The organism is Niveispirillum fermenti (assembly GCF_048066175.1).
GTDB lineage: Bacteria > Pseudomonadota > Alphaproteobacteria > Azospirillales > Azospirillaceae > Niveispirillum > Niveispirillum fermenti.
In genome coordinates this window covers 39537-61453 of the sequence record NZ_JBLTXA010000025.1, presented here as the reverse complement: position 1 = coordinate 61453, position 21917 = coordinate 39537, and the positions used below count along the sequence as shown (strand labels likewise).

The 21917-nt window shown below is 64.4% G+C and carries 18 protein-coding genes; 13 read left to right on the top strand and 5 right to left on the bottom strand.

All coding sequences use genetic code 11. The annotated features are described in order from the left end of the window. The first annotated feature begins 94 nt into the window (after positions 1-94). The 5 genes from ACM9LZ_RS19485 to ACM9LZ_RS19465 all read left to right on the top strand — a co-directional run bounded on the left by ACM9LZ_RS19485 (position 95) and on the right by ACM9LZ_RS19465 (position 5892). A complete protein-coding gene (locus ACM9LZ_RS19485) occupies positions 95-1219 on the top strand; it encodes a TonB-dependent receptor plug domain-containing protein (RefSeq protein ID WP_416621182.1) in 1125 nt (374 codons plus the stop codon). Next, a complete protein-coding gene (locus ACM9LZ_RS19480) occupies positions 1216-2142 on the top strand; it encodes a TonB-dependent receptor domain-containing protein (protein WP_416621181.1) in 927 nt (308 codons plus the stop codon). Before ACM9LZ_RS19485 ends, ACM9LZ_RS19480 begins: the two co-directional genes overlap by 4 nt. 25 nt (positions 2143-2167) lie before the next feature. Continuing rightward, positions 2168-2515, top strand: a complete 348-nt coding sequence (locus tag ACM9LZ_RS19475) for a copper resistance protein CopC (protein WP_416621180.1) — start codon at positions 2168-2170, stop codon at positions 2513-2515. Positions 2516-2528: 13 nt separating this feature from the next. Continuing rightward, positions 2529-3977 carry a M20/M25/M40 family metallo-hydrolase gene (locus ACM9LZ_RS19470; RefSeq protein WP_416621179.1) on the top strand — a complete coding sequence of 483 codons (1449 nt, stop codon included), beginning with the start codon at positions 2529-2531 and terminating at the stop codon, positions 3975-3977. Positions 3978-4410: 433 nt separating this feature from the next. Beyond that, positions 4411-5892, top strand: coding sequence for a methyl-accepting chemotaxis protein (locus ACM9LZ_RS19465; RefSeq protein WP_416621178.1), 1482 nt, complete (start codon positions 4411-4413; stop codon positions 5890-5892). Between the two features lie 97 nt (positions 5893-5989). On the opposite strand, the gene ACM9LZ_RS19460 is transcribed toward ACM9LZ_RS19465, so the two are convergent. The 4 genes from ACM9LZ_RS19460 to ACM9LZ_RS19445 all read right to left on the bottom strand — a co-directional run bounded on the left by ACM9LZ_RS19460 (position 5990) and on the right by ACM9LZ_RS19445 (position 10106). Further along, positions 5990-7165 (bottom strand): LLM class flavin-dependent oxidoreductase, encoded by a 1176-nt coding sequence (locus ACM9LZ_RS19460; protein WP_416621177.1) that lies wholly within the window; start codon positions 7163-7165, stop codon positions 5990-5992. 75 nt (positions 7166-7240) lie between these two features. Beyond that, positions 7241-8044, bottom strand: coding sequence for an alpha/beta fold hydrolase (locus ACM9LZ_RS19455; RefSeq protein ID WP_416621176.1), 804 nt, complete (start codon positions 8042-8044; stop codon positions 7241-7243). A gap of 46 nt (positions 8045-8090) precedes the next feature. Beyond that, positions 8091-8771, bottom strand: a complete 681-nt coding sequence (gene ribB, locus ACM9LZ_RS19450; protein ID WP_416621175.1) for a 3,4-dihydroxy-2-butanone-4-phosphate synthase — start codon at positions 8769-8771, stop codon at positions 8091-8093. 126 nt (positions 8772-8897) lie between these two features. Beyond that, the gene (locus ACM9LZ_RS19445; protein ID WP_416621174.1) at positions 8898-10106 is read right to left on the bottom strand and encodes an acetyl-CoA C-acetyltransferase; all 1209 of its coding nucleotides are present in this window, start codon (positions 10104-10106) and stop codon (positions 8898-8900) included. Positions 10107-10379: 273 nt separating this feature from the next. Here ACM9LZ_RS19445 and gcvA point away from each other — a divergent pair, with 273 nt between their 5' ends. Continuing rightward, on the top strand, positions 10380-11411 hold the full coding sequence (gene gcvA, locus ACM9LZ_RS19440) for a transcriptional regulator GcvA (RefSeq protein ID WP_416621173.1): 1032 nt from the start codon (positions 10380-10382) through the stop codon (positions 11409-11411). Between the two features lie 125 nt (positions 11412-11536). Beyond that, positions 11537-12319: a helix-turn-helix domain-containing protein gene (locus ACM9LZ_RS19435; RefSeq protein WP_416621172.1), complete on the top strand. Its 783-nt coding sequence runs from the start codon at positions 11537-11539 to the stop codon at positions 12317-12319. 38 nt (positions 12320-12357) lie between these two features. On the opposite strand, the gene ACM9LZ_RS19430 is transcribed toward ACM9LZ_RS19435, so the two are convergent. Then, on the bottom strand, positions 12358-13584 hold the full coding sequence (locus ACM9LZ_RS19430; protein ID WP_416621171.1) for a serine hydrolase domain-containing protein: 1227 nt from the start codon (positions 13582-13584) through the stop codon (positions 12358-12360). Positions 13585-13929: 345 nt separating this feature from the next. Here ACM9LZ_RS19430 and ACM9LZ_RS19425 point away from each other — a divergent pair, with 345 nt between their 5' ends. From ACM9LZ_RS19425 to ACM9LZ_RS19400, 6 genes are all read left to right on the top strand, one after another. Then, positions 13930-14349, top strand: coding sequence for a c-type cytochrome (locus ACM9LZ_RS19425; protein ID WP_416621170.1), 420 nt, complete (start codon positions 13930-13932; stop codon positions 14347-14349). A gap of 33 nt (positions 14350-14382) precedes the next feature. Further along, on the top strand, positions 14383-15576 hold the full coding sequence (locus ACM9LZ_RS19420) for an FAD-dependent oxidoreductase (protein WP_416621169.1): 1194 nt from the start codon (positions 14383-14385) through the stop codon (positions 15574-15576). Positions 15577-15609: 33 nt separating this feature from the next. Continuing rightward, the gene (locus tag ACM9LZ_RS19415; RefSeq protein WP_416621168.1) at positions 15610-16368 is read left to right on the top strand and encodes a maleate cis-trans isomerase family protein; all 759 of its coding nucleotides are present in this window, start codon (positions 15610-15612) and stop codon (positions 16366-16368) included. 3 nt (positions 16369-16371) lie between these two features. Then, positions 16372-17280, top strand: coding sequence for a polysaccharide deacetylase family protein (locus tag ACM9LZ_RS19410; protein WP_416621167.1), 909 nt, complete (start codon positions 16372-16374; stop codon positions 17278-17280). A 280-nt stretch (positions 17281-17560) separates the two neighbouring features. Beyond that, positions 17561-18706, top strand: a complete 1146-nt coding sequence (locus tag ACM9LZ_RS19405; protein ID WP_416621166.1) for a pyridoxal phosphate-dependent aminotransferase — start codon at positions 17561-17563, stop codon at positions 18704-18706. A gap of 199 nt (positions 18707-18905) precedes the next feature. Next, the gene (locus ACM9LZ_RS19400; protein ID WP_416621165.1) at positions 18906-21875 is read left to right on the top strand and encodes a TonB-dependent receptor domain-containing protein; all 2970 of its coding nucleotides are present in this window, start codon (positions 18906-18908) and stop codon (positions 21873-21875) included. The last annotated feature ends 42 nt before the right edge of the window (positions 21876-21917 follow it).

Sequence of the window (21917 nt, the reverse complement as noted above, 5' to 3'; positions counted from 1 at the left end):
CAAGCCTTGCCCGAAGCCCCAGGCGCGTTCCGAAGACAGCCGCAAGAGCCGTCGTCAAGCCACCGACCAACCAGATCAACAGGGAACCTTCATCATGGGAAACAAACTGAAGCATCTGACATTCACCGGCGTCTCCGCTCTGGCGGTGCTGGCGGTATCGCCCGCGCTGGCGCAGCCGGCGGACCTGGAGGAGATCATCGTCATCGGCTCACGCTTCGAGCCGCGTATCGTGACGCAGAGCCCGACACCGATCGACAGCATCTCAGCCGATGAACTGACGCGCGGCGGTGCGCCCGACCTGCAAAGCATGCTGAAAGTGGCCGTGCCCAGTTTCAGCACGCCCCGCCCCGCGGCGGCGGGCTCATTGGACTTCCTGACGCCGCCCACCATGCGCGGCCTGTCCACGGGGCAATTGCTGGTGCTGATCAATGGTAAACGCCGGCACACGGCGCCGGACCTGAACGGCAGCAGCCAGATCGGCCGCGGCGACGTGGCCTATGATTTCAATTCCATCCCGGCTGCCGCCATTTCGCGGGTGGAGGTGCTGCGCGACGGTGCGGCCGCGCAATATGGCTCGGATGCCATTGCCGGCGTGCTGAACGTGCAGCTTGCCAGGGGTACGGACGGGTTCGCGTCCGCCCGGTTCGGTCTCACCGAGAAGGGCGATGGTGAACATACTGAAATCGCCGTCGCCAAGGGGATCGAACTCGGCGATGACGGCTTCCTTCGCCTGACGGTCCAGTATCAGGATCATAATGCCAGCGACCGCGCCGCGCCCGATACGCGCCAGCAATATTTCGGCCGCAACGCCGCCGGGGCCCTCGTCATGCCGTCGGGCAATTACGGGTCGGGTACCGGATTGACCCCGTCCAGCGGTACGCTGGACCCGCGCGAAGCCACGGTGGACCGTGATATCTGGAAGTTCGGTGACCCGAAATATGAAAACCTGTCCCTGTTCCTGAACGCGGAAAAGCCGCTGACCGATGGCATCACGGCCTATGCGTTCGGGGGTTACAGCCGGTTGAAGGGCAACAGCTTCAATTTTTTCCGCCGTGCCGGCCAGGATGAGACGGTACGGGCCATTTATCCCGACGGGTTCCTGCCCTTGCAGGAGATCGAGATCACCAACGGTTCCGGTGCCTTCGGTCTGAAGGGTGATGATCTGGCGGGGTTCGGCTGGGATCTGTCCAGCGCCTATGGCGGAATGTCAGCTTCGTGAATGGCCAGCCGCTGCGCATCCGGGCCGTGTCTGTGAACCATCCCACGGCCCCGCTGATCGGCGCCACGGCACTGAAGCCGGAGAAATCGGACAATATCTCCACCGGCGTGGTGTTCTCCATGGATGGTTTCGATGCCACGGTCGATTACTACCGCATCAAGATCGAAGACCGCATTGCCATGTCGTCCAACTTCCAGTCCACGACCCTGACCAGCATGCTGGCGGCCCAGGGCTATCCGGGGGTGGGGGCGGTTTCCTTCCTGACCAACGCCGTGGACACCACAACCAAGGGCGTGGATGTGACCCTGCGTTACCGCCACGATCTGGATGAGTGGGGCACCCTGACCGGCATGCTGGCCGCCAATTTCAACGATACCAAGTTCGACCGTATCGCTGGCACGCCCGCCCCGCTGGCCGCCATTGGAATCAATACGGTCCTGTTCGACCTGTCGCAGCAGGTGCGTTTCACCGACAGCATGCCCAAGGACAAGATCACCGCCAGCCTGAACTGGCAGAAGGATGCGCTGCGCCTGAACCTGTCCGGCACTCGCTATGGGGAAGTGGCGCAGGTGGCCCTGACCAACCGTACCCCGGCCCAGGTGGCGGCCCTGACCCCCGGCTACAAGGTGAAGCTGGTGCCGGCGGCGCCCGGCTCGGCCAATTCCGACATCATCCAGTATTTCCGTGCCGACATCGTGGTGGATTTCGAGGCGGGCTATGACCTGACCGATGATTTCAGCCTCTCCGCCGGTGTGTCGAACCTGTTCGACAAATATCCGGGAAAGCAGATCGCCTCGACCGCTGCCTCCGTTGCCGCCGGCACCAATGGCGCCGACAATAACGGCATCTTCCCCTACGCCTATATCGCGCCCTATGGCGTCAACGGCCGGTCCTTCCATGTGAAGGCCACTTACCGGTTCTGATCCCCAGCCCTTCAGGAGAAAGACCATGCGTATCCATCGCCTGCTGCCGGCCGCCGCCCTGTCGCTGCTGCTGACCGTTCCCGCCATCGCCCATCCCAAGCTGGTCGCCGCCGATCCGGCGGCCGGCAGCACCGGTCCGGCCCCGTCCACCCTGTCGCTGTCCTTTTCGGAGAAGCTGACGCCGGGTGCGGCCACCGTCACCCTGTCGCCCGCCCCCGGCGGCGGGGTTATGGTGGCCGACGGGGCGGACGGACAGTCGCTGACCGTGACGCCCCAAGGTCCCCTGGCTGCCGGCACCTACAAGGTGGACTGGACGGTGGTGGCCGCCAATGGCCATCAATCGACCGGAAGCTATCAGATCACCGTCAAGTAAAGGGACCCGAGCCATGCGCCCCCTCCGCCTTGCCATTCCCGCCCTGGCCCTGCTTCTCGCCGCCCCGGTCACCGCGAAGGACAAGGCGGAAGGGGACAGGACCGTCGCCCTGTTGCAGGAACTGATCCGGTACGACACCACCAACGCACCGGGTGACACCACGAAGATCGCCGCCTATCTGGAAAGCCTGTTCAAGCCGCATGGGGTGGAGACGGAGATTATCACCGCCCCCAACGGCAAGGCCGCGCATTTCATCGCGCGGCTGAAGGGCGATGGCAGCCTGCCCCCCGTCCTGCTGGCCGCGCACACCGATGTCGTGCCGGCCCAGCGGGAGAACTGGACCGTCGACCCGTTCGCCGCCGTGATCAAGGACGGGTTCGTCTATGGCCGCGGCGCCCTGGACAATAAGGGTTCCGTCGCCATCTATGCCCGCGCCGTGCTGCGGCTGCTGGAAGACAAGGTGAAGCTGAAGCGCGACGTCATCTTCCTGGCGGAGGCGGATGAGGAGCAGGGACAGTACAATACCGGCTGGCTGGCGCAGCACCATTGGGACAAGATCGACGCGGCCGTGGCCCTGAACGAAGGGGGCGGCATCCTCACAGGCGCGGACGGCACGGTCCGTCAGGTGAATGTCTCTGTCGCTGACAAGCAGACCTTGAATCTGAAATTGGTGGCCAGGGGACCGGCGGCCCATTCCTCCTTCCCCCTGCCGCCGCTGACGACCGCCAACGGGCAGTTGATTGACGCCCTGCAAAAGATCGCCTTCGCGGAGACGCCGATCCGGCTGCTGCCGCAGACCGTCGCCTATTTCAAGGGCCTGGCCCGGATCTATCCCGGCCCGCTATCGGTGGCGGTGGAGAAATTGCTGGCGGCACAGGACGATGCGGCAAGGCTGGTCGCGGCGAAGGCCGTCATGGCGGCCCGTCCGGATGATGCGGTGACCCTGTCTGCCCTGATGCGCGATACGATGGTCGTTACCATGATCAATGCCGGGGTGAAGCCCAACGTCATCCCCGGCGAGGCCGAAGCCATCATGAATGCCCGCCTGATGCCGGGTGTCGATGTCTATGAATTCGTCGACCAGGTGAAAGCCCTGATCGGCAATCCCGCTATCGAGGTGGAGATCGTGAACTCACGCCCCAAGGAGGAACAGGCTGCCTTCTTCCGCGTGCGCAGCGCCATTCAGCCATCTTCCATCGAAACCGACCTGTTCCGGGCGCTGGAGGATCAGGCCAGACGGGTCTCGCAGGCAGAGGTGCTGCCCATGATGCTGCAGGCCTCCACCGATGCCGGGGCCTGGCGGTCACGGGGCATACCCGTCTATGGCATCTGGCCCTATCCTGTTGATCCCGACACGATGAGCCGCATCCACGGCCATGACGAACGTATCGCTGTGAAGTCCATCCATGAGGGGGTGGACTATGTCTATGGTGTGCTGAAACAGGTGGCGGCTGCACGCTGACCATGTCCCAGCCGGGAATGGCGACAGAACCTATGCTTTTGCGCTTTTCCGGAAATTTCCGGCGACAAGGCTGGGTCGGTTTGACACCGAAGAACCAACCCAGCCATATGCCCATATCGTTTCCTGCGTTTGGGTTCACGATTTTTGATGAGGATTCATCCATCAATATCAATGACTTTCCTTGATATCAGGGTGCAATTGTACCGTTTTCAATACAATCCGGGATATTTTCTTGGGGTTTATTTGCAGGAAAAATTTTGTATCCGAACGTATAAGTTCATATCCATTAATAAATATTAATTTGGTGTCCGGTGTTCGAATTAAAATCCGTCGACGAATGATTATAACCTTCCGATATGCTGAAAACGTCGAAAAGCTGCCGTAGGATTTATTTCGTTCGGTGGTGGTGCTTTCTGACGATCGGGGGGTAGCGATGTTGTTCGGTGGCAATCATGATGCGGAGGCGGTGCTTGCCGCCCTGAGCAAGGCGCAAGGCATTGTCGAGTTCACGCCCGATGGCGTGATCCTGGGTGCCAATCCCAACTTCCTGAAGCTGGTGGGCTACAGCCTTGAAGAGATCAAAGGCCGGCACCACAGCATGTTCGTGGACGAGGCCACGCGGAAGAGCCGCGATTATGCCGATTTCTGGCGGGCCCTGGGCGAAGGCCGCAACAGCGAGGTGCAGATGATCCGCCGCCTGGCCAAGGGCGGACGAGAGATCTGGATCCATGGCTGCTACAATCCGATCTTCGACCGGCGTGGCCGTGTCACCAAGGTTGTGAAGGTGGCGGCCGATGTCACGGCGGAATGGAAGCGTTCGCGTGAGGTCCATGGGCAGCTGGAGGCACTGGACCGTTCCCAGGCCGTCATTTCCTTCAGCATGGACGGCACCATTCTGGATGCCAACGAGAATTTCCTTAAGGTGATGGGCTACAGGCTGGATCAGGGGCAGGGCCGCCACCACAGCATGTTCATGGACCCGGCCGAGGCGGAGAGCCCTGCCTACCGTGCCTTTTGGGACGGGTTGCGGGCGGGGCGCTTCAGTCAGGCCGAGTTCAAGCGGCTGGCGGCTGGCGGACGCACGGTTTACATCCAGGCGACCTACAACCCCATTCTGGACGGTGACGGCAAGCCCTTCAAGGTTGTGAAGTTCGCTTCCGACGTGACGGCGGCTGTGGAGGCCCGTCACCGCAAGGAAGAGACACTGGAGGCCGTCCAGGCCTATTTGGGCGAGATCGTCTCCGCCGTGGAGCAATCCAACGACAAGGCCGAGAACGCTTCTGCCGCATCGCAGCAGACCTCCGTCAATGTCGCAGCCATCGCCAGCGGTTCCGAACAGCTCGACGCCTCCATCCAGGAAATCGCGCAGAGCATGACCCGGTCCAAGCAGGCGACGGAGAAGGCCTTCCAGGAGGCGAGTGTTGTCGACGAGGCCACCCGGCGTCTGCTGGACGGCACCCAGTCGATGGATGGCATCGTCAAGCTGATCGGGGAGATCGCCGGACAGATCAACATGCTGGCCCTGAACGCCACGATCGAAAGCGCGCGGGCGGGTGAGGCCGGGCGCGGCTTTGCGGTCGTGGCGGGAGAGGTCAAGTCGCTGGCCCGTCAGGCTGCCGATGCAACCCAGCGCATCTCGCGGGAGATTGTCGGGCTGCAAACGGTGGCCGGCGATGTGGCGGAGAAGCTGGATGCCATACGCGGGGCCATTGATGCCGTGCGCGGCTATGTCATCGGTACTTGCTCGGCCGTGGAGGAACAGAGCGCGGTTGCGCGCCTGATGAACAGCAACATGCATGGCGCGTCCGGCGCGGTCGCACAAATCCATCAGAACATGGACGAGATCACGGTTTCAACGCGCACGGCCAATCAGCGCATCGGCAATGTCCGCGATGCGCTGCGGCTGATCGCATGACCCTTTTTGCGGATCATCATGCAGGCGAGCCAGGGCCGGGGCCGGAATGTTTATCGGTCCCGGCCCTGGCTTTGCGCCCCTTGCCGCGGTTTTCCGATCACGCCGCGTCGCTGACCGCGGCGCTTTTGGCCTTGGCATAATCCCGCAGGCGCGGTGCCACCTGCTCGGCGAACAGGGTCAGGCTGTCCACGGTTTCGGCATGGTCGAGATAGCCGGCCTGCCCCAGCATCAGCATCCGGCCGATGCCGCCCACCTTGTCGGAGAAGCGTGACATCTGGTCATAAAGCTGATCCGGCGTGCCGGCGAACATGATGCCGCCATCGGCCATTTCCGCCAGGGACGGGTTGGCCGGCAGGCCGAAATTGATGCGCCCCGTCTTGCCCATGCGCAAGGCCATGGCGTTCATTTCCACGCTTTCATAGCCCGGCGGGTTGATCCATCCCTTGGGCGTGCGCGGCTGCACCTCCAGGTAGGGTTTCACCTTGGCCACGCGCTCCTGCACCTCCTTCTCGGTGCGTCCGCAGACCATGATGGCCAGATAGGCGAAACGGTCCAGCGGGGCGGCGCGGCCGTGGGTGTTGCGATATTCCTCCTTGTAGGCGTCAAACAGCGGCCTGGTTCCGGCGCCGTTGAAAAAGGTGGCACAGACATAGCCCAACTGGGCGATGCGCCGGCCCGTGGCTGCGCCCGATGCCGTGATCCACATGGGGGGCATGGGCTGCTGCAAGGGGCGGGGCCAGACATTGACATTGCGATAATTATAGAATTCCCCCTCCCAGGAGAAGGGGCCGCCCTTGTGGGTCAGCGCCTTGACGACGAAGTCGTGCGCCTCCCAGTACCGGTCCATGATGCGGGCCGGGCTCTGGTTTGACAGGGCCAGTTCGAAGGGCGAGGCCTTGACCAGCCCGATTTCCAGCCGCCCGCCGGAAATGGTGTCGATCATCGCCAGTTCCTCGGCGACGCGATAGGGGTCGGTCCGGTTGGTGACGGGCACGCCCAGGCACAGCAGGCGGGCGTTCTTCGTCTGCCGGGCCAGTATGGCCAGCGTCAGAAGGCAGGATGCTGACATGCAATTGGCCGAGGCATGGTGCTCATTCACCATGATGTTGTAGCCCAGCCTGTCCGCGACGACCCATTCGTCGAGATAGCGGTTATAGAGCTGGTGCGCGATTTCCGGGTCGCAATGGGCATTGTCGACCAGCACCTTGGTGGGGCCGGAAATGTCGTTCCAGGCCGGATGCATGGATTGTTCGCTGAAATGCCAGAATTCCATGGGTGCTCTCCCCTCGGGGCGTGGTTTTGGGGGACGGGGCGGGCCCGCGGGGTCCGCGGGCAGCGCCATGCCGGTTCAGGCTGCCAGGAACGTGTCGATATGGCTGGCGAAGGCGTCGGGTTGTTCCAGATAGCCGTAATGACCGGCCCCCCCGATCACTGCGAACTGCGCATCCTTGAAGGCGGCGGCATAGCGGCGGCCATATTCCACGCCCACCACCTTGTCATCAGCGCCCCAGAGCAGCAGGACCGGGACATTCACCCGGCGCAGGCGCCCCAGAAGCTTGGGATTGTAAAGGGTGGGAGACCAGCCGTAGAGCAGCAGCGCCTCGCGGTTGCGCACGAAGCGCGTCACTTCCGCATCGGTCATGTTCTTGAAATCAAAGCCGTGAAACAGGGCCTTGCCCTTTTCCGGGTCGTGGAAGAACAGCGACGGGATATCCTCCACCGTGGTGGCGAAGATGTCGGCGATGTCGCGCGTTTCCCGGTCGGAGACCTTCACCCCCACCGCGTCGATCAGGATCAGGCGGCGGATGCGGCCCGTGCCCATGGTCGCCAGTTCCGCCGCGATCCAGGCTCCGAACGATACGCCGACCAGAACCACATCCCGCAGGTCCAGCGCCTCCATCAGGTCCAGATAGATGTGGCAGAGATCGTCCACACCTGTCACCCCGGGCGGGCGTGGGCTGGCGCCGAAGCCGGGATGGGAAGGGACAATCACCTTGTGACCGGCTGCGGCCAGCCGTTCGACCAGCGCATCGCCGGCATCGACCCCGTGCCCGCCATGCAGGAACAGGAGCGGCCGCCCCGCACCCCGGGTCAGAAGTTCGATCGATGTTCCGGCAATATCAAGCCTGTCGGGAAATGCGGATCTGAACATGGCGTTTCCTGCTTCCTTCCTGTTCTTGTGTTGCCACCGGGACGGTTCAGGCCAATGCCTGGCGCAAGGCGGCACCCGCCCGGTCGATGGTTTCATGCGGCCGCTGGCGCAGGTGCTGGGCCAGATCGGCAATGGTGACGATCTTCAGCCCATGCCGTCGGGCGAAGCGCAGCAATTCGGGCGTGCGGGCCATGGACCCATCCTCGGCCACGATCTCGCACAGCACCCCGGCGGGACCACAGCCGGCCAGGCGCGCCAGATCCACCGCTGCCTCCGTATGGCCGGGCCGTTCCAGGACGCCGCCCGGCCGCGCGCGCAACGGGAACATATGTCCCGGGCGCATCAGGTCGTCCGGCCGTGTGGCGGGGTCGGTCAGGGCGTGGATGGTGGCGGCCCGGTCGGCGGCCGATACACCCGTGCTGGTGCCCCGGCGTGCATCGACGGAAACGGTGAAGGCGGTCTGATGGCGGTCGCTGTTGCTGGCCACCATCGGGGGCAGGTCCAGCGCGTCCACCCGTTCCCCCGTCAGCGCCACGCAGACGATCCCCGTCGTGTGGCGGACCATGAAGGCCATGGCAGCCGGCGTCGCATGCGCCGCCGCCATGATCAGATCGCCCTCGTTCTCCCGATGCTTGTCGTCCAGTACCACGACCATCTGGCCGCCGGCGATGGCGGCCAGCGCCTCATCGATCGTGTCGAAACCGATTTCCACAACATTATCCGTCACGATCATCCTCGTCATGGAATGAAATACGTAATACATTCCATTTAATAGAACGACTTCGATGGGTCAATAGCTGTCCGGGTGAGGATTTCGCATGTCGCCATGCGGTCCGGTCGGTCTCCCGCCGGTTCAGGCCCGTTCAAAGATCGCAGCCAGTCCCTGGCCACCGCCGATGCACATGGTTTCCAGCCCATAGCGAGCGTTCCGACGCTGCATGGCATGGAGCAGGGTGGCCAGGATGCGTCCGCCCGTTGCCCCGACCGGGTGGCCGAGCGAGATGCCGGAGCCTTGCACATTCAACCGGTCGAAATCGCCCGGTGTGAAATGCCAGCCGCGGGTACAGGCCAGGACCTGTGCCGCGAACGCCTCATTCAGTTCGATCAGGTCGATATCGGCCAGCCGCAGACCGGCGCGGTCCAGCGCCCTGGTGGTTGCCGGCACGGGGCCGATGCCCATCCGGTCCGGTGCCACCCCCGCAACGCCCCAGGAAACCAGCCGCGCCATGGGGTGCAGGCCAAGGGCGTCGGCCTTTGCCCGCGTGGTGACGATGCAGGCCGATGCCCCGTCATTCTGGCCGCTCGCGTTGCCCGCCGTGACGGTGGCGTCCCGGTCTTGGCGGATCAGAATGGGGCTCAGGTTGGCCAGGCTGTCCAATGTGGTCTCCGGACGGGGATGCTCGTCCCGTTCGATGATCACGTCGCCCCGGCGTCCCGGGACCGTCACGGGCACGATCTCGGCATCGAACAGCCCGGCCTGTTGGGCTGCGACGGCCTTTTCATGCGAGCGGCAGGCGAACTCATCCTGTTCCAGCCGGCTGATGGCATGGTCGCGGCGCAGGTTTTCCGCCGTTTCCAGCATGCCACCCGGTACGGGGAAGTTCAGCCCGCCGGCCGTCACGCGGCCCCGCGCCAGCGCGTCATGGAACATCATGCCGTCCCCGCGCACGCCCCAGCGATGGCCCGTGCTGTAGAAGGGCGCATTGCTCATGCTCTCAGCCCCGCCGGCCAGAACCAGATCGCTGGCGCCCGTGGCCACCTGCATCGCGGCATAGATCACGGCCTGCAATCCCGACCCGCAGCGCCGGTCGACCTGCAGGCCCCCGACCTCCACCGGCAATCCGGCGTCCAGCGCCACGACCCGGCCCAGGGCGGGGGCGTCCATGGATGGATAGCATTGGGCGAACAGCACATCCTCCACCGCCGCCGGTGGCAGGCCCGTGCGGTCCAGCAGGCCGCGCAGCAGGGCCGCGCCCATGGCCTGGGCCGACAGCCCCTTGAATTGTCCGCCGAAACGTCCGACGGGCGTGCGCAGCGGCACGCAGATGACGGTTTCTCGCACGGGAAAGGGCCTCCGGTCCTGTTGGGATTGCAGCGCCGCTTCCACGCCTCCTCTTCGGGTGTGGGCGGGTCGTATCGGGATAAACTATTGAAAGCGCTGGAAATATGGGGCCGACATTTTCTCATTTCGGCGCGAGAATATGGATGCCGCCGCACCGCGATGAAGAGATGTTGTGATGCAATATGGCATATATTCCATATTTCTTGCCTGTCGGCAGGGCATGAGCTAACCTCACCTCCGGGAGTGAAAGCCTTGGGCCAAAGAGGTGTGATCATGACGATTGGAAAAGGTCGTGTTACCCGCCGTATCCCCCCGTTGAACCCGCTGCGCGCCTTCGAGGTGGCGGCCCGCCATCTCAGCTTCACGCAAGCGGCCGACGAATTGTGCGTGACGCAGGGTGCCGTCAGCCGGTCGGTCAAGGCGCTGGAGGATTACCTGGGCGAGCCATTGTTCGAGCGCACGGGATATGGCCTGGCGCTGACGGAGCGCAGCGAGGCCTTCGCCATGCGCCTGTCTGACGGGTTCGTGCGCCTGTCGGAGGCCACGGATGAGTTTCTGGGCGTGCAGCCGCCGCCCGTGCTGACGGTCCGGGCCTACACCAGTTTCCTGATCGGCTTCCTGATCCCCAACCTGCCACACTTCCAGGTGCGGCATCCGGATATCAAGGTGAAGCTGATCTCCGCCACCGACAGTACGGAGTTCGGCCGCGACCAGGTGGATGTGCGCATCCGCTATGGCCGGGGACACTGGAAGAATGTGGACAGCACCCTGCTGTTCCGTGACGAGTTGCGGCCCGTCTGCAGCGCCAAGCTGCTGGACCCGGCGCGCCGTCCCTATCCCATCGACATCCTGAAGAACCATGTGCTGCTGCATCAGGAATTGCGGCGCGCGGACTGGCCCAACTGGCTGGCCCTGATGGGGGCGGAGGGGCTGACCCCGCGCGATCAGCTTGTCTTCGACGAGTTGAGCGTGGTCTACCAGTCCGCCATCTCCGGCGTCGGCATCGTCATGGCCCAGAAAGCCTATTTCCAGCGGGAGATTGCCGATGGCCACCTGTTCGAGCCGTTCGACGGTGTGCTGACGCGCGAACTGGGCTATTACCTGACCGTGCCGCACAGCCGGCGGGAGGCGCACCATGTCCGCGTCTTCAAGAAATGGCTGCTGGACACGCTGGCTGCCGCTGGCATCGGGGATCGTGCGCCGCCGGCCGCCGCTGCCGGCCCGGCCGACGGGGTGCGGCGTCCACCACCGCCATGGCCCGCCAACAGCCCCCTGGCCGGTGCGGGCGAGCGGCGGCTGGGCTAGAACTGTCCCTCCTGTCCAACAGGCGGATAGGCGGATATCCATTCTGCGACCATGACCCCCGCCCCTTGGCACCATCATCCCGACGCATCACAAGCAAGGGGCAGGGGGCGGGTATGGAAAAAGGGGTGCCGATCCGGGCCATCAGCCGGGCCATCGCGGCCTTGAAGGCCATCAACCGTCAGGGCTCGCTGACCATGATGGAGATCGCGCGGGCGGCCGACGTGCCTTATCCCACCGCCTGCCGGCTGGTCCAGACCCTGGTCTATGAAGGGCTGGTGGAGCAGGAGCCCGACCGCAAGCGCTATCGCCCCACAGCCCTGGTGCAGTCACTGGCCTATGGCTTCCAGGATGATGACCGGCTGGTGGAGGTGGCGCGGCCGCATATCGTATCGCTGACCCGGCGCATCGGCTGGCCCGTCGCCATCGCGTCGCGCGTGGGGCGCAACATGATGCTGCGTGACAGCACCCATGCCAACACCGCACTGACCTTCGAGCGCTATTATCCGGGTTTCACCCTGCCGGTGCTGGACAGCGCATCGGGCAAGCTGTCCATGGCCTATACGCCAGATGATGAGCGGGAAACCCTGCTGCGCTGGATGAAGGTGTCGCAGGAGGTCGATCCGGAATATCTGTCCGTCGCCCGTGCCGCCCTGAATGTGGAGCGTATCCGCGCCGCCGGCTATGCCGTGCAGGGCCGCAACCAGCACAATCTGACACCGGGAAAGACGGCTTCCATCGCCGTGCCCATCTTCGTGGGTGAGCATTTCAAGGCGGCGATGACCATGGTGTTCTTCGCCACCGCCATGAAGGTGGAGGCGGCGCTGGATCGCTATCTGGACGATCTGAAGGGTACGGCGGCCACCATCGGTACAGAGTTGAGCCTGGTGGCCGCGCAGAACCAGAAATGACGGCGGCAGGGCCGTACCCTGCCGCCGTCATCACCACTTCACTGCGCCTGGGGCGCCAGCGTGACCGGCTTATTCAGGCCGCCCAGCAGCAGGTTGGGCAGACGGCTATTGTCCCAATCCACCTCCTTGGGTGGATTGGGTCCCATGCGCAGCACGATCAGGCCGGCGGCGCGGGAAATCTGGACTGTCTGGTTGCTGTTGCCGTCGAACATGAACAGGTCCCGGTCCAGATAGGGCGCACTGTGCAGCACCTGCGGCCCGGGCGCGCCGGGCGCCCCGAAGCCACGCCGTTCCTGATAAGGCCCCGCAACCCAGACGCCCAGGCCGTAATGCGGGTTCTCCGCCGTGGCCGTCGCCATCTGGCGCACATAACCCTCGGGCAGCAGCCGCTTTCCGTCGGCCACCCCGTCATCCAGCAGCAGCCGGGCCATCAGCAGCCAGCTTCGCGCCGGCAGCATCATGCAGCAGCCCGAATGCGCCAGCCCGCCCGGCCGGTTCACCCAGACCTCGCCCCCCGGCGCGCCGATGGGGGCCAGCAGCTCGGTGCCGACAAATTCGGCATAACGCCGGCCCGTGGCGCGTTCGATCACCAGAGCCACCAGTTCGGAGGTGACGTTGGAATAACCGTAGCGGGAGCCCGGCGTCTGGGTCAGCGGATAATCGTTGACGATATAGTTCTCGTGATCGACGGCCAGGTAGGAAAGGTTCCAGGGGCTTTGCGGATCGGCGCTGAAGCCCTGGTCCAGCAGGCCCGTGCGCATGTCCAGCAGGTGGCGGATGAGGATCGCCTGCTTGGGTGTTCCCTTCCATTCGGTGATGAAATCCGACACGCTCTGGTCCAGCGAACGGATATGGCCCATCAGCAGGGCGCGGCCGATGATCATGGCCGTCATGGGCTTGGACAGCGACTTGGACACAAGCGGCGTGTCGGCCGCCGCACCATTGAAATAGGTCTCATCCTGGATTCGGTCATCATGCCAGACGATGAAGGCCTGTGCCCCGCTTTCGCCGGCATAGGCGCGGGCGGCGTCCAGTGCTTCCTGACGGATGGAACGGTCCTGTGGCCTGGCGGCGGGCAGGGTCGCCATCTGTTCGGCCCCGGCCACCTTTTCCCGCGGCTCGTACAGCTTTTCCAGCGACCCGCCGCCCATCAGGATGGACAGCCGCTTGGCATAGATTTCCGCGGGGCTGTCCTGCGCGACGCAGGCGCTGGCCGCGGCCAGCAGGGACAAAGCGGTGAAGGTGCCGGTCACAAGACGCTTCAAGCTCACATCCTCCCGTTTTACGCGGGTCCCCTTGGCAAGGGCCCGGCATCAATCCCGTATGCAGCTTCCCGATCAGGGAAAAAGACTGCGGGACCGCCTGAGGCGTCCCGCAGTCAGTTTTCGGGAACTGTAGTGTGCGGCACTGCGCGCAGCAGGCCGCAGGTGAACGATAGGCGTCCCCGACGGGGGCGCCAACCGTCCCGCCCCCTTTATCCACCCTGTGGCCAAATCGGGAGGCGCCGGTCGACCGAATGTACGACGGCCCGTCAAATGGACCCCGTGCAAAGCGCCTCGTCCGTCCATAGGCGGCGGGGATGATTACAGGATCCGGGGCGGGAGGTTTCATTGGTCGACGCGATTGTCAGGAAAGAGACGTTCAGGGTCGCGGTGCGCGCCGCCATCCACCTGGCGCTGGCGCTGGTCACGGCCGGGCTCGTGCCGGTGGCGGCAGCCCAGACCGGTCCCGACAAGGGGGAGCGCCTGTTCCTGCGCTGCCGCACCTGCCACGAGGTGGCCGAGGGCCGGCCCAACAAGGTCGGTCCCAATCTGCATGGCTTCTTCGACAAGCCGGCTGCCCAGGTGTCCGGCTTCAAATATTCCCAGGCCTTGCGCGACAGCGGCGTCGTCTGGGACGACGAGGCGATGCATGTCTGGTTGACCCACCCGACCGATCTGGTTCCGGGCACGACCATGGCCTTCATCGGCCTGCCGGACAAGGCCGACCGCGACGCGCTGATTGCCTATCTGCGCAAGGCCACCAACTGACATCACCCAGGATAAGATTAGAAAGGTTCTCCCATGATCCGAACGCAGGTGGTGATCGCCGGCGCCGGCCCGGTCGGGACGGTCGCGGCCTATTACCTGGCCCAGCAGGGCATTGATGTCCTGGTGCTGGAAGCCGGGCCGGACTGTGCCCATGACCTGCGTGCCTCCACCTTCCATCCGCCCACGCTGGAGATGCTGGACGAACTGGGGATCACGGATTTTCTGCTGGAACGCGGCCTGAAGGCGCCGGTCTACCATTACCGTGACCGGCGCACGGGTCAGGTGGTGGATTTCGACCTGGGCGAACTGGCGGACATCACCCGTTATCCGTACCGCCTGCAATGCGAGCAGTATCATCTGGCCCGTGCCCTTGCGGAACGGCTGGAAGCCCATCCCAAGGCCGACCTTCGCTTCAACAGCCGGCTGGTGTATCTGTCCCAGGGCGACGGGGGGGTCGATCTGGCCTTCGAGACGCCCTATGCCATCGAGAAGGTGCGTGCGGACTGGGTGATTGGTGCCGACGGTGCCAATTCCGCCGTGCGCAAGTGGCTGGGCATCGGGTTCGAGGGCTTCACCTATCCGGAGAAGTTCCTGTGCCTTTCCACGGCTGAACCGCTGGAGGATTACTTCCCCAATCTGGCGCATGTGAACTATGTCGCCGATCCGGAGGAATGGCTGGTGCTGCTGCGTGTGCCGTCGGTGTGGCGCATCCTGCTGCCGGCCGGTCCCGACTCCTCCGATGCGCAACTGGTGTCGGACGAGAACCGCGACCGTGTGTTCCAGCGCCTGATCGGAAAGACCGGCGTGCCCACCTATCACCGTACCATCTATCGCATGCATCAGCGCGTGGCGGAAAGCTTCCGCCAGGGCCGCGCCTTTCTGGTGGGCGACAGCGCGCACCTGAACAATCCGCTGGGCGGGTTCGGCATGAACAGCGGCATCCATGATGCCTTCAACCTGTGCCGGCGCCTGACCGCCATCATCAAGCAGGGCGAGGACGAAGCCAGCCTGGACCAGTTCAGCCGCCAGCGCCGGGGTGCCGCGCGAAGCTTCGTGCAGGCGCAGACCATCCAGACCATGGAGATGATGAAGGAAGGTCATGCCTCCGCGCAGGAGAAGCGCCGCGACGAAATGCTGGCCATCCGCAACGATCCTGCCCAGCGCCGTCAATTCCTGCTCCGGCAGGCGATGTTCCAGAGTTTGGCCGATGCCGCGGCCATCGCGTGAGCCATCTTCGACAAGCAAGGGGGACCCCGACCGATGCAGGGTGAAGGCAAGGACAGCCGCGGCTGGCGTAAATTGTTCGGCGTGCTGGGGCCCAGCACCAACACCACGGTGCAGCCCGATTACGATGACATGCGTCCGGCCGGGGTGACGAACCATTACAGCCGGATCATCGTTTCCAACGCCCAGGCCATCAGCAACGAGACGTTCCTGGCCGGCACGCAGGAAATCGCCAACAACACGGTGGAAGCCGTGAAATCGGTGATGAGCTGCAATCCCGACTATCTGGTGATGGGCATGTCGGCCATCACCTTCTATGGCGGGGCGGAAGGGGCGGCCAAGTTCCGCCGCCAGATCCGCGAGATCAGCGGTCTGTACCTGTCCACGGGGTCGGAATCGCTGGCAGCCGCCATCGCCGCCTATGGCGGGGTCAAGAAGGTGGCTTTCGTGTCGCCCTATTATCCCGTTGCCAACGAGCAGGTGCGCAACTTCCTGTCCGACTACGGGTATGAGACGGTGCGTGACGTGCCGCTGCAATGCCCGTCCTGGACCTCCATCGCCCAGGTCGGCACCCCCCGGCTGCGTGACGTGCTGAAGAAACTGGATGGCGACGACGTGGACGCCATCCTGCAGGTCGGCACCAACCTGTCCATGGTGAAGCTGGCGGCCGCGGCGGAGATGTGGCTGGGCAAGCCGGTCATTGCCATCAACACGGCGACATACTGGCACGCCCTGCGCGCCAACGGCATCCAGGACAAGGTTTACGGCTTCGGCCGGCTGCTGGAGGAGTTCTGATCCATGCTGAGCTATGATTACGTGCCGCTGCCCAAGCGCGGCCCCCTGCGCTGGCCTGATGGCAAGAAGGTCGCGCTGATCCTGACCTTCAACCTGGAAACCTGGGATCTGACGAAGGACACGGACAAGCCTTACTATGCCGGCGGTCCGGCCATCCTGCCGGACGTGCTGCCCGGCGACACGCCCGACTTTCCCAATTTCACCTGGCGTGAATATGGCCAGCGCGTTGGCATCTGGCGGCTTTACGACCTGTTCGATGAAATGGGTGTGAAGGCCAGTTGCACGACCAACGCCGTCACGTTCGAGCGGCGCAAGGAAATGGTCGATGCCTGCCTGGAACGCGGCTGGGAACTGCTGGCCCATAATTACGAACAGGGCGAGCTGCTGACCAATTTCGCCAAGGACCCCGCCAGGGAACGCGACATCATCCTGCGGTCGATCGAGATGTATGAGCGGCATGTGGGCCGCCGGCCCATCGGCTGGCTGTCGTCCTCGCTGCGCGGCACCTTGAACACGGCGGGCATCCTGGCCGAACAGGGTTTCCTGTTCTATTGTGACATCATGAATGACGACCAGCCCTATCCGTTGCGCACGGAGAACGGGCCGCTGGTGTCCGTGCCCTATTCCAACGAGATCAATGATTTCACCCTGCTGACCCGCCGCAACCTGACCACGGATGCCTTCCGCGATACGCTGATCGAGGAATTGTCGGTCCTGCGTAAGGAAGGGGCGAAGACGGCGCGGTTGATGAATGTCGGTCTGCACCCGCATGTCACGGGCCGCGCCTATCGTATCCGGGGCCTGCGGGAGTTTCTGGAGTATGCCAAGGGCCTGGACGATGTCTGGTGGCCGACGCGGGAGGAACTGGCCCGCTGGTATCTGGCCAACAGTGAAGGCCATATGCCGGGCTGACCTACCGGTGCCCCTGGCAAGGGGGGCGGTGAAGTCAGTGGTCTGACGGATGGGCGGCAATCCCGGTGATGACGGGGTTGCCGCCCATTTTCGCTTCCGGCCTGCCCCGTGGACCAGTTCATTCCTCCGTTTGCCCGTTCAGGGGTGATTTCAATGCGCGCAAATCCGCCCGACGGCAAAGACAGGTGAAATTCTTCCATCCGATCCGCCTAACCTTGTCCCAGAACGACAAACAGGCGGTGCCGGGGGCGGAACCTGGCACCGGATGGAGGATGAGAGGTTGGCTTTTACCGAGGCGAGCACGGCGGATCCGTCCGATGCGCAGACTTACACCGGCTGGTCCATCGATGCGGCCGCCAAGGTACGGGGGCGGCCGGACTCGATCGCGTTGTTCGACAGCACCATCGCTGAGCCCGTCGGTCTTCTGTCCGGGCTGCTGGCGGGGGGGCTGACGGGTGGCTTGCGCAGCCGGTTCGCCAGCGTCTTCGGGTCCGGTAACCCGCATCTGATCGCCGCCATCGCCGCGCGCTATGGACTGGCAGAACAGAGCGTGCTGACCACGACGGGGGCGATCAGCGGGCTGGATCTGTTGCTGGACATGCTGGTGGTGCCGGGGGCGCCCGTGCTGGTGGAGCGGCCCTGCTTCGATATCCTGCCCATCCTGGCCACCAGGGCCGGCGCGGCGGTGCGGTTCGTGGATCGTGCCCATCCCGGCTACGATATCGACATGGAGCAGGTGGAGCAGGGGTTCGCGGCCGGGGCCGGACTGTTGCTGCTGACCAACCTGCACAACCCGACGGGACGCCATCTGGGCGATGACCGGCTGCGGGAGATTGCAGCCCTGGCCGACCGGTTCGGCGCCCTGATCATCGTCGACGAGGTCTATCGCGGCTTCGCGGACCCGGCCGGCTGTGCGGCCACGCTGGCGCCCAATATCGTGACCGTCAACAGCCTGACCAAGCTTTATGGCCTGTTCAGCCTGAAATGCGGCTGGGTGGCCGGCGATGCCGGCCTGATCGCGCGTCTTCGCGCCCACCATGCCCATCGCGACCTGGGTGTTTCCAAACTGGCCCACGCCGTGGCGGCGGAGGTCATGGCCGACAGCGCGGCTTTCGATGCGCATTGGCGGGCCGTGCTGGAGCGAACCCGTCCGGTGCTGCTGGCCCATGCCGCCGCCATGCGCGCCGATGGCCTGATCGAGGGGGAGGTGCCGCCCCATGGCTGCATCTGGTTCCCGCGCCTGTCTGTGCCGCTGACCGGGCGGCAGGTTGCCGGCCACCTGTGGCAGGCGGCGGGGGTCCTGCCCGTGCCCGGGGAATTGTTCGGCGACGGCCGGCATCTGCGCATCGGCTTCGGCGCGGATGCCGGGCGGCTGGACCGGGGGCTGGGACTGCTGCACGCCCTGCTGCGGGGGGAACGGCCGTGACAGAAGATGAAAGTATCGCGCATCGATTTTGTCGTCTGACGGCCCTGATCCGGTAATCCATACCCGGGCGGCCGCCTGCTGGGTGGCAAACGGACCGGATCATTTCCAGGCGTGCATGGCAGCCTGAAAGCAATGCAAACACCGCCGGCAGCAAACCGGCGGAACAGGTCGAGAGCTTCGAAGGGGGAGCAAGAGGAAGATGAGGAACAGGTTGGCACTGGCCCTGATGACGGGCATTTCCTTCACCGCGCTGGGTTCCGTGGCCCCGGCGCAGACGGGTGGCGACGATCTCCAGCTTGAGGAAATCGTCGTTACCGGATCGCGTATCGCCCGCCCGGAACTGACGACCAGCCAGCCCGTGCAGGCGCTGGACGGGTCCGTCATCAATGCACGTGGCTTCCAGACGGTGGCGGACGCCATCAATGAACTGCCGTCCATCGGCATTTCCGACACCCCGCGTGGTGACCAGACGGGCAACAGCGTCGGGCGCAACTACATCAACATGTTCAACCTGGGCTCCCAGCGCACGCTGACCCTGGTGAATGGCCGGCGCTTCGTGTCGTCCAACCCGCTATCCACCGACGGGGCCAGCCCCGGCAACCAGGTCGACCTGAACAATATCCCGTCGGCCATGATCAAGCGGATCGAGACGGTGCAGGCGACCGGTGCCTCCGTCTATGGTTCCGACGCCATTGCGGGTGTGGTGAACCTGATCCTGAAGGATAATTTCGAAGGGGCCGAGGTCGATGTCCAGGGTGGCATCAGCGACCGTGGCGACCGCGAGAGCTATCGCGTGTCGGCGCTGGTCGGCGGCAATTTCGATCAGGGCCGCGGCAACCTGACCTTCGCCTTCGAACGGTCCAGGGAGCGCGGGCTGCTGAACACCGACCGCCCGTCCACGGCACGGGCGACGGCCACACCGGGCAATGCGGCCAATACCGGTCCCAATGACGGTATTCCGGCATCCATCACCATCAACGACCACCGCCTGTCGGAATTCAACCGCGACGGCGTGCTGTTCACCGCACCGGCACCTGTCCCGGCCCTGGCACTGACCATCCCCGACCCCAACGACCCGACAAAGCGCGTGCGCGCCCGGTTCGATGCCAACGGGAACATCGTGCCCTACAATGTCGGCACCTATTACACCTTCGCCTATGCTTCCGGCGGGGAGGGCTACAGCCTGGCGGAGGTTACATCCCTGCTGTCGCCGGTGGAACGCAACGTCGCCTATCTCAACGGCCATTACGACGTGACAGACCGGGTGAAGCTGACCTTTGAGGGGTCGGCCGCCTGGGTGGACGCCACGGAGCCGGCCAACCAGGGCGAGTTCAACACCACCTTGCAGACCGGCTCGTCCGCGGCCCTGCGCATCACGACGGAAAATGGCTTCCTCAGCGATCAGGCGCGGCAGGTTCTGGCCAGCCAGGGGCGTACGGCCTTCTTCCTGTCGCGTGCGCTGGATGACGTGCTGCCGGACAATGCGAAGGTATCCGCCAAGTCCGCCACGCAGCGCGCCGTGCTGGGCCTGGAAGGCACTTTCGATGTCGGCGACCGGGAGTTCTTCTGGAACGCCAGCGGCGTCTATGGCCACACGGGCGGCCATTACAGCACGGTGAAGGTCAACCAGACCCGCTTCACCTATGCCGTGGATGCCGTGAAGGATGCCTCGGGCGCCGTCGTCTGCCGTGTCACGCGCGACAATCCCGGCTCTGCCAACCCCGACATCGCCAATTGCCAGCCCTTGAATCTGTTTGGCTATGGCGCGCCGAGCGATGCGGCGCGTGACTATGTCAACGCCCTGTTCCGGCAGGATTACGACCTGGACCAGGCTGTGGGCACGCTGAACCTCGGGGGTGAGGTCTTCTCCCTGCCGGCGGGCGACGTGCGCATGGCGATCGGTTTCGAGCATCGGTACGAGAAGTCGGTCTTCTCGCCTAACGACGCCTCACGCAATGGCATCGGCCGCGACGTGCCGGTGGTGCCGGCCCGCGGTTCCTATGACACGAACGAATTCTACGGGGAAATGCTGATCCCCGTGATCGATCGCGACATGGAAATCCCGCTGGTCCGCAGCTTCGAGATCGAAGGTTCCATCCGCTATATCGACCATTCGCTGACGGGCAAGGACACGGCCTGGAACATCGGTGAGCGCTGGCAGGTCACGTCCGACCTGATGGTCCGCGCGTCCAACAGCCGCACCTTCCGCTCCCCCTCCGCGCTGGAACTGTTCCTGCCGCAATCCAGCATCGATGCCGACGGCCAGGACCCGTGCGACAGCCGTTTCGTGAATGTGGGTCCCAACCCGTCGGCGCGCCTTGCCAATTGCGGCGCGCTGTACAGCCAGATCGGCATCGGGCCGGGCGACACCTTCACCTCGCTGATCAGCAATGTGCCGCGCGCCGTGACCAATGGTGGCAATCCCGACCTCAAGCCCGAAGTGGCCGATAGCTGGACGGTCGGCACCGTTATCACCCCGTCCTTCGTCCCCAACCTGACGCTGACGGCCGACTGGGTGGATATCAAGATCAAGGATGCCATCACGACCTTCGACCTGACGGCCATCTTCTCCACCTGTTACGACGCGCCCACACCCGACCCGGCCATCTGCGGCCGTGTCACCCGCGATGCGGCGGGGCAGGTGATCGATGCCCGCCTGGGCTATGTCAATGCCGGCTACACCGACTTCGAGGCGCTGACCCTGACGGGGGACTACCATTTCGCGCTGGAGGATGTGGGCGTCACGGCCATTGCCGGCGACATCAGTCTGAACGCCATGGTCCAGTATACCAACAAGCTGGAAACCTCCGTGTCGGGCCTGGGTTACGATCTGGACAGCACGAACGGCGAATATGCCAACCCGAAATGGAAGGGACGCTTCACGGTCGGGTACAGCGACGGCAGCCTCAGCCTGGCCTGGACGACCAATTATCTGAGTGCCGCCGTCCACAACGTGACCTACACGTCGGAAGATCGCGACATCCTGGGGGTTGGCGCCTATTTCCGCCACGACCTGACCGGCAGCTATATCGTGAACGATACGCTGACGCTGCGGGCCGGGATGACCAATGTCTTCGACCGTGACCCGCCCTATCCGGTCGGGGCACAGGGCCTATACGACATTCTGGGTCGCAGCTTCTTTGTCGGCGCCAAGGTCAGTCTCTGGTAAAGGCGGTGGCCGGGCACGCGCCGCGCGCCCGGCCACATGTCT

Excerpts from the sequence above, each read along its gene's own strand:
- ACM9LZ_RS19485 (WP_416621182.1), top strand. The coding sequence starts at position 95 with ATGGGAAACAAACTGAAGCATCTGACATTCACCGGCGTCTCCGCTCTG.
- ACM9LZ_RS19475 (WP_416621180.1), top strand. The coding sequence starts at position 2,168 with ATGCGTATCCATCGCCTGCTGCCGGCCGCCGCCCTGTCGCTGCTGCTG.
- ACM9LZ_RS19470 (WP_416621179.1), top strand. The coding sequence starts at position 2,529 with ATGCGCCCCCTCCGCCTTGCCATTCCCGCCCTGGCCCTGCTTCTCGCC.
- ACM9LZ_RS19465 (WP_416621178.1), top strand. The coding sequence starts at position 4,411 with ATGTTGTTCGGTGGCAATCATGATGCGGAGGCGGTGCTTGCCGCCCTG.
- ACM9LZ_RS19460 (WP_416621177.1), bottom strand. The coding sequence starts at position 7,165 with ATGGAATTCTGGCATTTCAGCGAACAATCCATGCATCCGGCCTGGAAC.
- ACM9LZ_RS19455 (WP_416621176.1), bottom strand. The coding sequence starts at position 8,044 with ATGTTCAGATCCGCATTTCCCGACAGGCTTGATATTGCCGGAACATCG.
- gcvA (WP_416621173.1), top strand. The coding sequence starts at position 10,380 with ATGACGATTGGAAAAGGTCGTGTTACCCGCCGTATCCCCCCGTTGAAC.
- ACM9LZ_RS19420 (WP_416621169.1), top strand. The coding sequence starts at position 14,383 with ATGATCCGAACGCAGGTGGTGATCGCCGGCGCCGGCCCGGTCGGGACG.
- ACM9LZ_RS19415 (WP_416621168.1), top strand. The coding sequence starts at position 15,610 with ATGCAGGGTGAAGGCAAGGACAGCCGCGGCTGGCGTAAATTGTTCGGC.
- ACM9LZ_RS19410 (WP_416621167.1), top strand. The coding sequence starts at position 16,372 with ATGCTGAGCTATGATTACGTGCCGCTGCCCAAGCGCGGCCCCCTGCGC.
- ACM9LZ_RS19400 (WP_416621165.1), top strand. The coding sequence starts at position 18,906 with ATGAGGAACAGGTTGGCACTGGCCCTGATGACGGGCATTTCCTTCACC.